Annotated in this window: 14 protein-coding genes and 1 riboswitch; of the genes, 6 read left to right on the plus strand and 8 right to left on the minus strand. The window is 42.8% G+C overall.

The window, feature by feature from the left end; genetic code table 11:
- Positions 1-31: 31 nt before the first annotated feature.
- From O3682_RS02125 to rlmD, 5 genes are all read right to left on the minus strand, one after another.
- Positions 32-673, minus strand: a complete 642-nt coding sequence (locus O3682_RS02125; RefSeq protein WP_070646666.1) for a peptidase M23 — start codon at positions 671-673, stop codon at positions 32-34.
- A 1-nt stretch (position 674) separates the two neighbouring features.
- Entirely contained in the window at positions 675-1,211 is a 537-nt protein-coding gene (locus tag O3682_RS02130; protein ID WP_003748733.1) for a GTP-binding protein, read from the minus strand.
- 10 nt (positions 1,212-1,221) lie between these two features.
- Complete coding sequence (locus O3682_RS02135; protein ID WP_070584882.1) at positions 1,222-2,325, minus strand: response regulator; 1,104 nt, start codon at positions 2,323-2,325, stop codon at positions 1,222-1,224.
- Between the two features lie 23 nt (positions 2,326-2,348).
- Complete coding sequence (locus O3682_RS02140) at positions 2,349-3,824, minus strand: 23S rRNA methyltransferase (RefSeq protein ID WP_371508190.1); 1,476 nt, start codon at positions 3,822-3,824, stop codon at positions 2,349-2,351.
- Positions 3,825-3,948: 124 nt separating this feature from the next.
- Positions 3,949-5,274 carry a 23S rRNA (uracil(1939)-C(5))-methyltransferase RlmD gene (gene rlmD, locus O3682_RS02145; protein WP_371508191.1) on the minus strand — a complete coding sequence of 442 codons (1,326 nt, stop codon included), beginning with the start codon at positions 5,272-5,274 and terminating at the stop codon, positions 3,949-3,951.
- 139 nt (positions 5,275-5,413) lie between these two features.
- Here rlmD and O3682_RS02150 point away from each other — a divergent pair, with 139 nt between their 5' ends.
- Positions 5,414-6,475 carry a L,D-transpeptidase gene (locus O3682_RS02150; RefSeq protein ID WP_371508192.1) on the plus strand — a complete coding sequence of 354 codons (1,062 nt, stop codon included), beginning with the start codon at positions 5,414-5,416 and terminating at the stop codon, positions 6,473-6,475.
- A gap of 95 nt (positions 6,476-6,570) precedes the next feature.
- Here the strand turns inward: O3682_RS02150 and queC are convergent, their stop codons facing one another.
- Positions 6,571-7,230: a 7-cyano-7-deazaguanine synthase QueC gene (gene queC / locus O3682_RS02155; protein WP_070712246.1), complete on the minus strand. Its 660-nt coding sequence runs from the start codon at positions 7,228-7,230 to the stop codon at positions 6,571-6,573.
- A gap of 3 nt (positions 7,231-7,233) precedes the next feature.
- Positions 7,234-7,279: riboswitch (PreQ1 riboswitch) on the minus strand.
- Between the two features lie 71 nt (positions 7,280-7,350).
- Between queC and O3682_RS02160 the strand changes: the two genes are divergently transcribed.
- Positions 7,351-7,950 carry a CDP-alcohol phosphatidyltransferase family protein gene (locus O3682_RS02160; protein ID WP_371508193.1) on the plus strand — a complete coding sequence of 200 codons (600 nt, stop codon included), beginning with the start codon at positions 7,351-7,353 and terminating at the stop codon, positions 7,948-7,950.
- Between the two features lie 125 nt (positions 7,951-8,075).
- Here the strand turns inward: O3682_RS02160 and O3682_RS02165 are convergent, their stop codons facing one another.
- Together O3682_RS02165 and O3682_RS02170 are read right to left on the minus strand one after the other, a co-directional pair.
- Complete coding sequence (locus tag O3682_RS02165) at positions 8,076-9,938, minus strand: Pycsar system effector family protein (RefSeq protein WP_371508194.1); 1,863 nt, start codon at positions 9,936-9,938, stop codon at positions 8,076-8,078.
- Positions 9,939-10,092: 154 nt separating this feature from the next.
- Positions 10,093-10,377 carry a PepSY domain-containing protein gene (locus tag O3682_RS02170; RefSeq protein ID WP_371508195.1) on the minus strand — a complete coding sequence of 95 codons (285 nt, stop codon included), beginning with the start codon at positions 10,375-10,377 and terminating at the stop codon, positions 10,093-10,095.
- Positions 10,378-10,608: 231 nt separating this feature from the next.
- On the opposite strand from O3682_RS02170, the gene O3682_RS02175 reads away from it, so the two are divergent.
- The 4 genes from O3682_RS02175 (at position 10,609) to O3682_RS02190 (ending at position 16,517) form a co-directional block, all read left to right on the plus strand.
- Positions 10,609-11,361 (plus strand): PP2C family protein-serine/threonine phosphatase, encoded by a 753-nt coding sequence (locus tag O3682_RS02175; RefSeq protein ID WP_371508196.1) that lies wholly within the window; start codon positions 10,609-10,611, stop codon positions 11,359-11,361.
- A gap of 41 nt (positions 11,362-11,402) precedes the next feature.
- Complete coding sequence (locus O3682_RS02180) at positions 11,403-12,731, plus strand: DUF262 domain-containing protein (protein WP_371508197.1); 1,329 nt, start codon at positions 11,403-11,405, stop codon at positions 12,729-12,731.
- Positions 12,718-14,661: a DUF262 domain-containing protein gene (locus O3682_RS02185; protein WP_371508198.1), complete on the plus strand. Its 1,944-nt coding sequence runs from the start codon at positions 12,718-12,720 to the stop codon at positions 14,659-14,661. The genes O3682_RS02180 and O3682_RS02185 overlap by 14 nt, the downstream gene beginning before the upstream one ends.
- Before the next feature lie 113 nt (positions 14,662-14,774).
- Positions 14,775-16,517 (plus strand): bifunctional alpha/beta hydrolase/class I SAM-dependent methyltransferase, encoded by a 1,743-nt coding sequence (locus O3682_RS02190; protein ID WP_371508199.1) that lies wholly within the window; start codon positions 14,775-14,777, stop codon positions 16,515-16,517.
- Positions 16,518-16,562 lie beyond the last annotated feature (45 nt).

The following is a 16,562-nucleotide window of genomic DNA, read 5'->3' on the forward strand; positions in this document are numbered from 1 at the left end:
CATTCTAAAATAAATATCGGTCAGGCAAAAATCAACGGCTGCCGTATCGGTGGTACAGCACTTTAACCAAAGTAACAAAAGCCTCTTTATTTAAGTCAGGCATTCCGCCAATTACCAAAATCAGCTTGGTCATGCCAATATACAGGGGGAAAAAGGTCAATTCACTTTGGCCTGAAGGATCACAAATACCCCATGCACTATTATTGATATGCAGGTTATTGCGAATCAAAAGACGGTGTTTGTCTTCCATTTTGGCTACTTCACTCGCCAAAAGGCCCAACTCTTCCGCAGCCTCGTGATGGAAATTGGCATTGGCAAAATACAAACCATTTTCATCAGCCAATAAAGCCTTGCCAGAATTGGACAACTGTTCCAACAATGTAGGCAATTGCTCGTCAGTCAAATGGATATCGTCTGTACTGATTTCTTCATCACCATACAAAAATTCCAAGCGTTGGAGGCGATACAGCAGGTTCAAAGCAGTATTGATGTCGCTGGTATCCGCCCATGCCAAGATTTTTTCGCTGCTGATGGTTTCAGACGGCTCTGCACGCAACAGGCCATACAATAAAGTTCTGCTGGCACTGGGCGTATCATTTGAAACAGCATAATACGCACCCGCCGGTGTAATCTTAGGATATAAATTTGCTTGTAAAGAAAGTGTCGCTTCCATCTTATACCTCTAATCCGGGGTCAATTGAGAACAACATGGCAGTAACCAATTGTTTTACATCGTCTTCTCGACGCGCATCAATCTCAAAAACCGGTACATTAAAATTATTCTGTGCTAAATATTTTTGATAAACATCCACGCTTGGTAAGGATCGGATATCCATCTTCGTTACCCCTACAACCAAAGGCGCTTTTTTCAGCAATTCCCGGAATGCATCCAAGAAGAATTGCAAGTCTTTCAATGGATTGCTTCTTGTATTATCCAAAAGAAGCACCAAACCCATACTGCCTTGGCTCAGAATTTCCCACATGAAATTAAAACGCTCCTGACCAGGCGTACCATAAAGATGGACCTTGGTTTCCTCATCCAAATGAATGACACCGTAATCCATCGCTACAGTCGTGTACCCCTTGCGGACAAGTGTCATATCGGATGCGGATGCATCGGTTTGAACCGGTGGTTCATCAGATAAAGCTGAAATTGCAGTGGTTTTACCTACGCCAACAGGACCGGTAAAGATAATTTTATTTTCTTTCATGACGTGTCCTTTACGATTTACCCAGCAACTTACGCATCAGGCGTTGCAACAGGCCGCGAGGTTGTTCTTTCGACGGACCGGCAATTTTTTGAGCCTCTTTGCTCATTGCTGTTTCAGGTACGTCTTTGCTATTCACATCAATCTGTTCGTTCAATGAAGGCGTATTGTTCGCATCAGTTGCAAACTCTGTATCTGTCGCCAAAAAGCCGGTCATATATGTTGCCGATAAATAGTTCAAAATATCAGGCATTTCTAAAGGCATAACTTTATAGAGGATGTTCAGATTAACAGACGTTTTTGTCAGAAATGCCGACAGACGCATAGATTCCGGAACATGTGCCAAACGGGTTAAGTTTGGCCACCGCTTGAGTGTAAAAACAGTTTGCGGCGTCATCGGATAAATCAGACGGCCTGATGCAGTCCAAATAGCCATTTGCCACAAGCATGACATAATGGTGACTTTGGCTTTTTCTTTCCATTGAGGATTATCAGGAACAGCCTTACACACGACAGCCAAGTTATCGTTCTTACACAATTTCTCCAACTCATTGGCACTGACTGTCAACAGTACACGCTGAATACTAGGAAACACGATTAATATCGGCTTGCCTTCATGCAAGACAGCAACATCTTGATGTCCTTGACTGGCAAATTTCAGCGCGCCCAACAAGCCTTTATTTGGATTAAATCGGCGAATGGTTGCTTTTCTAGTGCCATCGGAATTTGATTGTCTTTTATTCTCTTCAGCCGCTTGTTGCTCAGACGGCTCAAAAACATTACCGCCTTGAGCCAGGCTGCGCAAAACAGGAAACAAAGTATCAAATTTGACCGGCTTAGCCAAATAAGGAGTCGTTACTGTCGGCAACTCGGAAGAAAACATAGCCACAGGTACTTCCGGATAAGTTTTCTTCGACTCTTTCCAAGCTTCTACACCTGCCGGAGTATCGGTATCAACCAATACCAAATCCGGTTTTTCATCAGAATCAGGGGAAACGATGACGTAATTCGTCGTATTGTGCATTTTAAATGCCATACGGAATACCGCCTGCTGTTGCTCACCCATCTCCTGTAACATAACCCGTATGGTTTTAATTTTTGGTAAATGATTATTCATCACTCGTACTTTCTACGATTATCTTATTTTTTTGAATATTGGTTCATTCGTTGCAAGAGACGGCTCATTGCCAAGACAACCTCTTCAGGCAGGCTGACAACACGCTCACGCAACAAGCGCAGAAATTGTTCCAAACGTCCCCAATCTTCAACGCGTTCGTACAAATCAAACAAGATAATGTACAACTGCGATTCTTGAGGATACTGCAAAACAGCCTGTTCCAAAGTACCGATGGCCAAATCCAACTGACCATAGGCCAACAAAGATTCGACTTCTTTCACGGCTTCATCTGCAGGTGAAGAGCTCGCGCTGATGACTGAAGAGTCTTTTTGAACCAACTCACGATATTTGGCTTTCATCTGCAAAGAACTTGGCTGGATATAACCGCGTTTCAAGCCAATCTCTTTAATTTGCTGTTCAGACGGCCCTTTTTCCAAATCATCAAAAATTTCGTGATAACCAAGGCTATAACCCCAACCAAGCATACGTTCTTTTACTTGACGGCCATATTGACCCAGAGAGTGGTAAAGCTTCCACAGATGCTTGGCAAACTGCCCTACTTCTTCATTCTGATAATCCAGACGCAAGGCATCGATAATGAGACCAGCAGGCTTCGCAGAAGTTTGGATTGCTTTATTGTATTGATGCAAAGCAGTCTCGTAGCTGATCTTGTCTTTCAGGATTTTTGCACTGCGCTCCGGTTTGGCAAAACCAATAACCGCACCCATCTCTTCAGGGCTAATTTCGCCAAAATCTTTCTTACCTAATACGATAGGCGCATGTTTGCCCATACCAGGAACGACAATACGTTCAACCGAATCGTTCTCAAAGGCAATATGTCCGTCGGAAGCAACTTCCAAACCGCTTTGCTCGCCAATTTGACGATCGACTTCCTGCATATTCCAACCGAGATAACGCTCGGCAAAAACACGCAGGCGCAGGTTAGTAGAGTCCAAAGCCAGACCGGCTTTCAGGTATTCGGCTACGCTGTCTTCTGAAAGTGAGGCACTATGACGCTCAAGTGTATCCGCCAGCATGTCGATATTACCGACCCGCAGATTCAAACCGATTAATTCATGAACCAGCTTTTCCGGAGCGCCGTCTTCCAAAGTATTGAGATAACCGGCCAAAGACTCTGCTGCTTTGCTCTCATAGCCAAACTGTTTATAAACCTGATATTCGGTCAGCGGATCCACTTCTTGTGCGGAAACAGAAGCTGTTGCATCGTTTGAGCCGCTTCCGCCCCATTCCCAGTCTTGATTATCCGCATTGGAAACTGTCTGGTTGACTTTCTCAATCCAGTCGTTTCCATCCTCAGAGGAGGCTGTATGAGCAGCAGATGTACGGCCGCTTTTTGATGCATGCGCGCTTTGTTTGTCTGAATTGTTACTTTGTTTATGACGAACAAAAACCAACACCAGCAAAAAAAGCACCAGCAAAAAAATAGTTAAAAGTTGATAGTTCAAGAACACCTCCCAGTCTTGTGCTGCAAACTGCATTTATTAACATCTGTTGCTTTACACGCAACTTCAACGTTATTCATTCCCCAAACGAATGATGATAACATGAACGCACCCATTTTTACATTAGAAACCCTACCCACATAAAGGACTTGATACCAATTTACAACTCAAACACACCAATGGATTCAACATGCGAGGTTTGTGCAAACATATTCATGATTCCCGCCACCTTAAACTTATAGCCCTTATCAACCAAGACACCGGCATCTCGTGCAAATGTTGATGGATTACACGAAACATACACTATCTTCTGAGGCAAAAACGGCTTGTGTAGCGATTTGACAACAGCATAAGCCCCGTTTCTCGGAGGATCCAGCAACATCTTGTCAAACTGCCCCCACGACTCAACAGTCTTTTCATCGGTATCGAACAAGTCTGCAACAGAAAACGTCATATTCTCGGCACAACGATTCAGGCGTGCATTTTCCCTTGCCCTATCGACCAAATAATCGGCACCTTCAATACCGACAACCGATGCGCCACTTTTTGCCAGCGGCAAACTAAAATTTCCCAAACCGCAAAACAGATCGGCAATCCGCTCCCCTTTTTGAGGGTTTAAAAGTCTGACAGCCCTTGCCACCATCACTTCGTTCAATTGCGCATTAATCTGCGTAAAATCACCGGGTTTGTAAGGCATTTCCACATCAAATTGAGCAAAAGTATAGTTCAGAGCAGGCGCGCTCTCAGGGTAAAACGGCAAGGACTCAGCATGATCTTGCAACCATATTTGCCATGCCTTTTCAGTACCCGACAATATCTTATCAAACCAATTACGCAATTCGCTTAATATTTGTCCAAACGGTTGATTTACGAAACGAATGTTGAGCACCGTCACATTTTTTCCGCAATAAAACTCAACAAATTTCACTTTTACACCATCATCATGCAGCTTTTGCAGCAAATTACGGACATCAGGCAATCTATCGGACACATGTTTAGGCAAAATCTGGCAATGGCGGATATTGATAACATCATGGCTTTTTTTGGCCTGAAAACCGAGTTTCAGACGGCCTTGCTTATCCACCGAAACACTTAAACGCGCTCTATCGCGATAATACCAGGAGTAACCATATAAAGGAGGTAAAATTATTTCCGGCTTGACCTTACCTATCCGTTCCAACTGTTCTTCCAAAATCCGTTGCTTTAACGCAACTTGCGCTCTGAAAGAAACATGTTGAAGCGAACAGCCGCCACATGTATCAAAATAGCAACAGGCTGGTTCGACACGTTCGGAAGAAGCCTTCAAAACCTTTTCAACTTGAGCCTCTGCAAACTGTTTTTTCTCTTTATGTATGACAAACGTTACACGCTCCCCAGGCAGTGCACCGCCAATAAATACGGTCTTCCCACCAACTCTGGCAACACCCCTGCCCTCATAATCCAAAGAAAAAACTTCCGTCTCTTGATACCGTTCTTTCACACTCATACCGTTTCCGTCAGACAGCCGCTTACCGGCCGTCTGACTGTCTTCCAATACCGAAAGCGCATATTTTCTCACAAAAACACAGAGTTTCAGGTATCATGCGCCAAAAACTTTCATTTCAAACCCTACAAAAAAAGACGACATGAAAAAAATACTGTTCGGCCTGACAGCCGCCCTTTTAACTTCAGCCGCTGCTGCAAACACACTTATTCCAGACGTCTCCCCCGCCTCTTCCGGACAACACGTCGTTATCAATATTACGCAACAGCGTTTGTTCCTCTACGACAACGGCAAACTGAGCAAAATTTATCCTGTTGCCGTCGGCAAAGCCATGACCCAAACCAATCTGGGCGAACATAAAATAGGCGCAAAAGCCTACAACCCGGTTTGGCATATCCCTAAATCCATCCAAAAAGAACGCAATGACGGAGTTAAAAGCGTACCGGCCGGCCCGAATAACCCGCTGGGCCCGGTATTTGTCCGTCTTGGCGACCCTAAATTAAGCCTTGGCATTCACGGCACCAATGCCCCTGCCAGCGTACCCGGCGTCCGCAGCCATGGTTGCGTGCGCATGAAATCGCCTGACGCATTGGAATTCGCTAAAACCATCGCAACAGGTTCCCCTGCTTCCGTTATCTACCAAATGGCAAGCCTGAACGAAGATGCCAACCAAAACTTGTGGCTGGCTGCCTATCGTGACCCGTATGACAAGAAAAACCTTGATACGGCTGCCCTGAAAAAAAGCATTACTGCCTGGGCAAAAGCGCACGGTAAAACCATCCCTGCCGCACGTGTAGATGCAATCCTGAAAGGACGCACCGGCGCAGCAAACTGTCTGACCTGCGCCAAAGGCGTGAAACTCAAATCTCCTTTGAAATCTTTGGCATGGACCAGCGGCACGGATGCTTACAGCAAACCTAAAGTCATACCGAAACCGGCTCCGGCTAAAGATGTGGTATTGCCTCAAGGAACTGAAATCGAAGTCGATTCTACCGACGATACCAACAAGGCAGCATCCGAACCGAAACAAAGCGTTCGTCCGACTCCGGTGCAACCGGCAAAACCGGCTGCCAAACCGGCAACCACTCCGGCCAATGCTCCTGCTTCTGCACCTAACGCCGCTTCCGAACCAGCTACTGCCCCAGCCTCTGCTCCTGTGAAAGATGCTCCGGCAAGCAGCGAACCGGCAGATTTACTGTTCTAAGCAGAACAAAATACATAGCCAAAGGCCGTCTGAAATGAATTTTTCAGACGGCCTTTTCGTACAACTGGATATTGGAAATATATACCCCTCTTAATTCAGACGGCCTTTTTACTTTCCAAATATTCTGACAAACCGCGCTCGCGCAAAATACAGCTCGGACATTCATGACAACCACCGACCACGCCGTTATAACAGGTATGCGTGCGCTCGCGAATGTAATCCAACACACCCATTTCATCTGCCAGCGCCCATGTTTGCGCTTTGGTCAAGTACATCAAGGGCGTGTGAATTTGAAAAGCGTAATCCATGGCCAAGTTCAACGTAACATTCATCGACTTGACGAACACATCGCGGCAGTCGGGATAACCAGAAAAATCGGTTTCACACACGCCGGCAATGATATGGCGTATCCCCTGTCCTTTGGCGTAAATAGCGGCATAAAGCAAAAATAAAGCATTGCGTCCATCTACAAATGTATTGGGCAGGCCGTCTGAAGCTGTTTCAATGGATGCCGTATCATCCATCAAGGCATTGTGTGTAATCTGTTGCATCAGGCTCAAATCGAGTACTGTCTGCTTCACGCCTAAATCTTGGGCAATCCAACGCGCTCGCTCCAATTCGATGGCGTGGCGTTGCCCATATTGAAAAGTGATGGCCTGCACATTTTCACGGCCATATGTTTGAATTGCCTGAATCAGGCAGGTTGTTGAATCCTGCCCGCCCGAAAAAATAACGAGGGCCTGCTGTTTTTCCATAGTAAATTCCTAGTTTTGTTAACGCGGGAGGTTTGCGAACCGCGTGATTCGAAGATTGACGGATTATAACGGATTTCGTCTATAATCACGGCACTTCATTTTCTTTTATATAGCATAATTATGAGCATCTACGCCCTGAAACCAAAATTTCAAAACCTGTTGCGCCCTATTGTTAAGCGACTGTATCAAAAAGGCATTACTGCTAATCAGGTCACTCTGTTTGCCTGCGCCGTTTCCATTTTGATCGGTTTGCTTTTAGCATTGTTTGCAGGTGTATCCACATTATTCTGGCTTTTGCCGATCTGGTTGTTTATCCGTATGGCACTGAATGCAATGGACGGCATGTTGGCAAGGGAGTTCGGTCAGCAATCGGCATTAGGCGGCTATTTGAATGAAATCACCGATATTGCCGCCGATGCTGCTTTGTATCTGCCTTTTGCCTTCATCGCACCCTTCGGCGGCGTGCAAATCGCCCTGTTTATTTGGCTGGCGGCAATGACTGAGTTTTGCGGAGTTTTGGGACAAGTTCATGGCAACGGCCGACGTTATGACGGGCCATTCGGCAAAAGCGACCGCGCATTCTTTATCGGCGCATTGGCAGTATGGTATGCAATCGCCGGCAGCTTCCATCCGACTTTCTATATCCTTATGTGGCTGGCCTGCGCGGCATTGGTTTATACCTGCTACAAACGTGTCATCAATGGCTTGAAGGCCGTCTGAAACTTGTCTACATTCTTGGGTTAATTATTTAAACCCATCACCCTGTTTTACTGAAAACAAAAAAGGCCGTCTGAAACCATAAACTATCGGTTTCAGACGGCCTTTTATTCAACAGCCAAGATAACTTACTGTTTGCCCAACTGACTGTAATCTACCAACATATACTTGGCAGTAATTTTCTGTGAAGCATTGCCTTCGTCACCCATCAGAATCATCTGCGGCTTGCCGTTAACAGTGATCGAATCGACGGCTTCAACGTTGGTAATGTGTTGCAGATTAGGCAGAGAGATTTTTTGCGGTTCATCGGTCGGATTACCGCTCCAAGTCCACAGTTGTGAGAATTTCTGTCCATTCTCATCCTTCACTTCATTGGCAATCACGTAAGTTTTCAACACAGGATCATAGTTGAGGGAACGGATACCGCCACCATCAATATCAATCACTGCCACTTCATCAAACTCAGGTTTGGCATTACGCTCGAACACATCTTTCGGATTGCTGATAAATGCGACCAAAGCCATGTTATTGAACTCAGGATCACGAAAGCCCAAAACAAGACGTTTTTTCACCGGATCAAACGCCATGCCCTCAATATTGATTTCTTCAAAAGAAACCTCAGCCTTAGTTCGCTCGCGAATCAAATCATGCAGCTTGTGATCAGTTTCCAAAACCTGCGTCAGATTGTCGTAGCTGGTCAGCCCCAACACATTACCATCTTGGATTTTAAAGCGCATCAGGTGTTCGCGGTCAGGCGAGCGGTTGCCTTTACGGGTGCGCGAGTGTGAAGTCAGCGCGTAGATAAAGCCTTCATCGTCGCGTGCCAAAGCCTCCAAGTCGCTGAGACGACGTTTGAAACCGGTAATCACGCGCGTATCCAATGCCTCGTCTTCCACAAACCTGCCGGTTTTATCAATGCTGATGATACTGAACGCATGATTGGGTTCGTCTTCCGCGATCAGCAACTTACCATCCGGGAGCTGTTGTACGGCAGAAGGCTCAAATACGCCGTTAAACATATTGATACCCAGCGAACGCAGCTCTGCCGCGTTGTTGGCCGGAGGCATCAGCAATGACGGCAATGTTTTCACGCCGATAAATGCCGCCAACGAAGCCAGCAAACCCCAGCGGAATACCGCGTAAGATAAGTTAATGTATTTGAACTGTTTATCCGCCAACAAACCAAGCCAGTAAAGATGATCGCTCATCTTTTCATAGATTTGTTTACGGTCGCCCATAATCTCCTGCATCATTTCCCAATATTGATCTTTTTGCAGCTTCACACGGTCTTCATAAATCAAAATATTGGGTTGGCTGCCGCCAAAAAAACGCGTTTCGGTACTACTGAGGCGGGTTTTCAAATCCCGCAGCTTAGAACGGCCACGGATAAAATCCTTAAACCATGTCCGTGCCGCCTGCATTTTGCCGATACGTTCCGGCGAAGCAGAAAGCAACGCAAACACGATAGACGCGGCGGCAGTAATCATAAACGTACTGGCTGGAATCAAAAACTCGGGCGACGATGAAAAAATAAACGCACCCGAAATCATCAGTGCAGAAACAATAAAACCATTCAGCGAAATCATAATGTTCGCTTTGGTTGCCGCCAGCGCCAACAATTCCATCTCCGAACGTACGGCGTTGCGGAACATGGTTTCCACGCCCTTATTCGTACCCAACAGATCAGACGCATTTAAATCCTCGGCTTTATCTTTTTTCTTCTTTGCCTTGTCTTTTTTGCGTTTGGCCTTCTTCTCGTTTTTTTCAGACGGCATTTCAGGATGTTCAACCACTCCCTGACCTTCTACCGTTTCCTGAATTTCTACCGCGTCAGCCACAGCCTCAACTTCGTTTTCAGAAACACCGTTTTGATTGTGATCCCAAAAATCAACATCCTGTTGGGATTCGGCAGCTGCGCTATCGTTTAAAGGTTTTTCTTGGTCGCCTACCAGCTTCGGCTGACCATCTTCCTTCCAATCATTCAAACTCATATCATGACTCCCAACATCAAACACTTTGAATTAAATGGAAAATAAAAAGCATATTTAGTTCATTTATTTTAGATAATTTACATTCTTTAAATGCCTAAATAGCAAACTGTCGCAGGACCAAAAGCCCTGCGACAATCCACTTTATATCGAAATATTAATAATCGATGCGTTCTTTAATAATTTTCAAATCAGGGTAAGACAAAACAATGTCGTACTCACGACCATCTTTAAAAGCTTCGATATCCAACACAGGCTGGCCGCGACGGCTATCGGCTTCAACATCGTGAACGTGATAGCCACGTTGTTCCAACATTTTTACGGCTTTAGCACGATTTTGCTCGAAGTTTTTGTCGCTGTAGATTTTGTGTTCGATATAATCACTGGCACCGGCAGTAGCGGCAGACAAAGCAACGATGGCGGTCAATAAGAATTTTTTCATGTTTGATTTCCTTTTCAAATGTATATTCGGGTTTCGATGGATGTATTAAAACATGACAAAATTAGCAGTTAATTAGTGCTTGGTTAAACGCAGTAAAGGCCGTCTGAAAACTGTTCAGACGTCCTTTAACCTTAATCATCAAATTTCAAACGTATTACCCAAGTGTAAATCCGGAGGGTTAGAAAAAATGAAGAGCCTGCAATGAATATTCACCCAACAAACAGACAAATCATGAACAAATTTTGCGAAATCACCTTTTGCCAACAAATCGGCAGCAACAAACAACACAACCAAGATGCCCTTTTTAACGGCGAACAAGTGTTTCAATATAAACTCAAAACCGCTGAAACACGTCTTGAAACCCGTCCACGCTTTATCATCGGGATAGCTGACGGCATTTCCAATAGCAACCGTCCCGAAAAGGCCAGCAAATTAGCCATGCACCTATTAAGCCGTACAGCCAAACTCAGCCGTCAAACCATCAATCATATACAAGCCGCTTTATCTAAAGAGTTGGCAGAAGATTATTTTGGTTCCTCAACCACTTTTGTTGCCGCAGAAATCGACCAAACCACCGGCAAAACCAAAATCATCAGCGTAGGCGACAGTCGCGCCTATTTGATTGATACACAAGGAAAATGGAAGCAACTGACCCAAGATCACTCGATACTCTCCGAATTGCTGGATGGTTTGTTGGATAAAAAAGAAGAAGAGTTCGCCACCATATATGGCGGCGTTTCTTCTTATCTAGCAGCAGATTATTCCGGATTCCAAGACAAAATGTGTCATATCGAACTTACGCTTAAAGCAGGAGAAAGCCTGCTGCTTTGTTCAGACGGCCTAAGCGACGCTCTTTCAGAAGAAATAAGAGAAAAAATTTGGCAACAATATGATAACGATAAGTCCCGTCTGACTGTATTTCGTAAATTAATTGCGAAACAAAGAGTTTATGATGATATGTCGGTAGTAGTTTGCCGATTGTAGTCTATAATGTTTACCTATTTTTCATACTAAGGGGTATCTATATGAGCATAGAAAAAGCAGAAATACTCAAGATTGATGACATATTTAAATTAAATTTGAGTATCCCTAATTATCAAAGACCATACAAATGGACAATTAAAAATGTACAACAATTAATCGATGACCTGCTCCAAAATTTTAGGGAGGGGAAAAAAATATACCGCATCGGAACAATTGTTTTAAATAAAAATAACGACTGTTCTGAAATAGTAGATGGCCAACAGCGGCTTATTACACTCTCGTTATTGCTTCATAAGCTGGGGAAGGATGTGTCTCTTTTAAAGGAAAAACCGAATCATAGCATCAGCAAAAATAATATTACAACGAACTATAATTTTCTTAAAAACTATAATTTCACAAATGAATTTAAGGATTACCTCCTTAGCACGTGTGAAATGGTTTGTATTGAATTAAATGACTTAGATGAGGCTTTTCAATTTTTTGATTCACAAAATGCCAGAGGCAAACCTTTAGAATCTTATGACCTCTTAAAAGCCTATCATTTAAGAGACATGAGAGATAAAGACAAGCGGATTATTCACCAATGTGTCGAACGCTGGGAGAAATCTGCAATGTCTAATGATATAAATAATTTAGATAAAATTATCAATTATATCTTATTTAGACTTCGCCGCTGGCATTACAAAGAGAATGCAGAAATATTTACATCAGATGAATTAGATACATTTAAAGGCGTTCATGAAAAAGTTGATTATCCTTACTTACACGGAATATTAGCTACTCATACCATACAAAAATTATTACATGAAAATCCATTTTTATATCGATCAATATCAGCATTTCAGGCCACACAAGTGTTAATCAATGGAAAATATTTCTTTGATTACATTGAACATTATACAGCCACCTATGAAAAACTATTCAAAGAAAAGGATGGATTGTTAGATAAAATTCATTCTATTAATGGAATTGATTTAGAAAAAGGAGTAATGGATTTTTTAAACAATCATAAATACAGCTATCGAACTGGTGATAAATACATTAGAAATTTATTTGAATGTACCGTATTGTTCTACTTTGATAAATTTGGAGAAAGCCATTTTGAAGAATTTATAACCAAAGCTTTTCTATGGGCTTACCGTACTCGGGTAGAATATCAGCGTATTACCTTTAAGACCATTGAAAATAAAGTTCATGATAAAGTTCATGATAAAGTTCATGATAAAGCTGGATTAATTTCTTATATTGAAAGATCCATCACACCCGAACAAGTCATGCGTTTTATTCAACAAACCGGAAAAGTCAATTTTTCAAAACATGTAGACCCTAAAATAAAAGAGATTTTGGAAATTAAAGATGAAAACAAATAATGATTACGTAAAAACATTAACCATAAATGAATTATTAAATTTAAATAAAGACAAATATATTATTCCTATTTATCAACGTAATTACGCATGGGGAGATGATGAGATCAGCCTTCTTATCCAAGACCTATGGAATGCAAAAAATAAGAATAATTATTATATTGGCAGCTTAGTCATTTATAAAAGAGAAAATGGATATTTAGAAGTCATAGATGGACAACAACGATTGACCACACTGACTTTAATCATGCACTACTTAAAATCAGATACCTTTGTTAGTAATGTATACTTTGAGCATAGACATGACTCCGACGATGCCTTAGGAGATCTTGACTCCGACTCTATACCTGATGTTTTTAAAAATGCTTTAAAATCAATAAAAAAATATTGGGAAACAGATAGGACAAAAGAAGAGAGAATGAGTTTGGCAGAGTTCTTACAAGAAAATGTCAAAATTATTAGAACCGAAGTACCCCAAGACACCGACCTCAATCATTACTTTGAAATTATGAATACGCGGGGAGAGCAACTAGAAAAACATGAGATTATCAAGGCTGCTTTAATGGAGGTTTTAGACACAGATAGTGAACGCTCTATTTTCGCCAAAATTTGGGATGCGTGTTCTGACATGAGCCGATATGTTGTAATGGGAATTGATTCGCCACTTAGAGAAAATATTTTTGGCAAGAATTGCGAAAATACTATTCCAAAAAAATTCAATGGCATTATTGAGAATATTGCTGATGCAGAAAAAATTCAACATTCAGATAACGGCTCCGCAAATGAAGAACAATCAATTCTTCAATTAATAACCGCCGATAATGGGGATATCCACTCCTCCCAAGAAAAAACAAACGAGCTTACAGATGGGCGTTTTAATTCCGTTATTGATTTCCCTAACTTTTTGATGCATATCTTAAAAATTTATCTAGAAAAATTTCCTACTGGCATTAATAAAATTCTCTTTAAAGAGATTCCTCTGGATGAAAAAGAACTTTTGCATGCTTTTCACAATGAAGACTGGAACAAAGAAAAGATTGTAAATTTCATAGATACATTGCTATCTTGTCGATATTTATTTGATAAATATATTATTAAGTCAAATTCACCACGTTCAGAAAATGAGCATTGGTCTTTACAGAAAATTAAAAAAATATCAAATAAGTATTACTATAAAAATGTTTTTAGTGACGATAATAATGATTACGATGATACTGAAGAAACTAATGATAAAACTAAGAACGTAATAATGTTGCTTTCTATGTTTCATGTTTCTAATCCATCCCGAATCTATAAAAACTGGCTATATGCTACATTGCGTTGGTTATTCGCGAATAAGAAAAGTATTACTCAAGAGACATATATTCAATTTCTTGAAAATCTTTGTGATAAATTTTATTTTGAAAACAACTGCAATGGAAACAGGGATTTTATGAAAATTATCTTAAATGATAATTACACCACCCCTTCAGTACATAAGACTTGGAATGATGGAGTAAACGTCCCAAATTTTGTATTTAATCGATTGGATTATCAATTATGGAAATATCAAGACAAGGTAGAGGTCTTTTCAGCTATTGACCAATCTAAACAATCTATCTGGAAAAATTTTAGATTTAGTTTTAGAAGCTCGGTTGAGCACCACTACCCACAAAATCCCTCTCAAGATTTTGGCCTAGATAAATTAGATACAAATGTCTTAGATAATTTTGGCAATCTATATTTGTTATCTCAAAGTAAAAATTCCAGTTTCAGTAATAAACTTCCAGATTGGAAACGGCAGTATTACAAAGAAAAGGATACTTATGATAGCTTAAAACAAGCTATTATGATGAGTTACGAAAACTGGACAGAAAGCGAGATAAAAGATCATGAGAAAAAAATGCTAGAAATCTTAAATGAACCACTAACTGACTCATTGTATCAACCATAATCGGCACTTAACATATCTCTCCATCATTGCATTCGTCCGTCTATCGGATAATCATTGCATTTATTCGATATGTCATGATACTGTTCAAAAAACATGACTATTAGGAGTTTCTCATGTCCGAACAGCCAAAATACTTTTCTACCCAAGACGGTACTTCGCTTTTCTACCGCTATCGCCCTGCTGCCGATGGTTCTTCCGACAAAGCCATTGTGCTGTTCCATCGCGGACATGAGCACTCCGGCCGGATGATGTTTGTGGCGGATGAGCTGGGTTTTGATGATTTTGCCTATTTCGCTTGGGACGCGCGCGGTCATGGTTACAGCCCCGGTGAACGAGGCGATAGTCCGAGTATCGGCACTTCGGTTGCAGACGTAGATGATTTTATCCGACACATCCAAAACGAATACGGCATCAAACCTGAAAACATTTGCGTGATTGCGCAAAGTGTCGGTGCGGTATTGGTTTCTACTTGGTTGCACGATTACGCGCCGAAAATCCGTTGCGCCGTATTGGCTTCACCTGCGTTCAAAGTCAAACTCTATGTTCCGTTTGCCCGTACCGGTTTGAAAATGATGCAAAAATGGAGTGGCAATTTCTTTGTCAACAGCTACGTCAAAGCCCACTATCTGACCCACAATGTCGAGCGTCAAAAAAGCTACGACAATGATCCGCTTATTGCCCGCGCTATTTCTGTGCGCATCCTGCTGGGTTTATATGAAGCGGCCGAACGCGTCGTTGCCGATGCGCAAGCGATTACTACGCCTGTACAACTGTTGATCTCAGGCAGCGATTGGGTTGTTCATCACAAACCGCAACACGATTTCTACAACCGCTTAGGCAGCCATATTAAAGAGCGCCATATCCTGCCCGGTTTCTACCACGATACGTTAGGCGAGCAAGACCGTGAAATCGCGTTTGTCGAAATGCGCCGTTTTATCCGCGAGCGTTTCAATCAGCCTTTACAACAAGTCGATCTGACTCAAGCGCACTTATTTGGAGACAGCCGTCGCGAAGCCGACGAACTGGCTACGCCTTTGCCTGTTTGTACGCCTCGCGGCGCATTTTGGGCAACATATCGCGCCTCGCTCAAACTGGGTTCGCGCTGGAGTGAGGGCTTGAGAATCGGTCAAGAAACAGGTTTTGATTCGGGCAGTACACTGGATTACGTCTACCGCAATCAACCGCAAGGCAGCAATGCTTTCGGTGTATGGGTGGACAAATACTATCTCAACGCCATCGGCTGGCGCGGTATCCGTCAACGCAAAGTCAATATCGGCAAAGCCATTCAGACGGCCTCAGCTAAATTGCATGAAGCAGGCAAACCTGTACACGTTTTGGATATCGCGTCCGGTCATGGCCGCTATGTATTGGATGTCCTGACTGCCGACACATTGCCTGATTCCGTACGCTTGCGCGATTACAGCCCGATTAATGTCGAAGCCGGACGCAAGCTGATTGCCGAGCGCGGCTTGCAAAACACGGTAACCTTCAATGAAGTCAATGCCTACGACCGCGCCAATTATCACGATTTGCAGCCGCGTCCAACGTTGGGCATCGTCTCCGGCCTGCACGAATTGTTTGCCGACAACGATTTGATTTTGAACTCACTCTACGGCTTCGGCGAAGCCATCGAAACCGGCGGCTACCTGATTTACACCGGCCAGCCTTGGCATCCGCAGCTCGAAATGATTGCCCGTGCGCTGACCAGCCACAAAGCAGGCAGCCCCAATTGGGTAATGCGCCGCCGCAGTCAGCAGGAAATGGATCAGTTGGTTGAAAAAGCCGGTTTTGAAAAAATCCATCAATGGATAGACGAAGACGGTATTTTCACCGTGAGCTTGGCAGTGAAGAAATAAAAATAAAGGCCGTCTGAACAATTTTTTAACTTTCAGACGGCCTTA

This window comes from Neisseria sp. 27098_8_112, assembly GCF_041433235.1.
GTDB lineage: Bacteria > Pseudomonadota > Gammaproteobacteria > Burkholderiales > Neisseriaceae > Neisseria.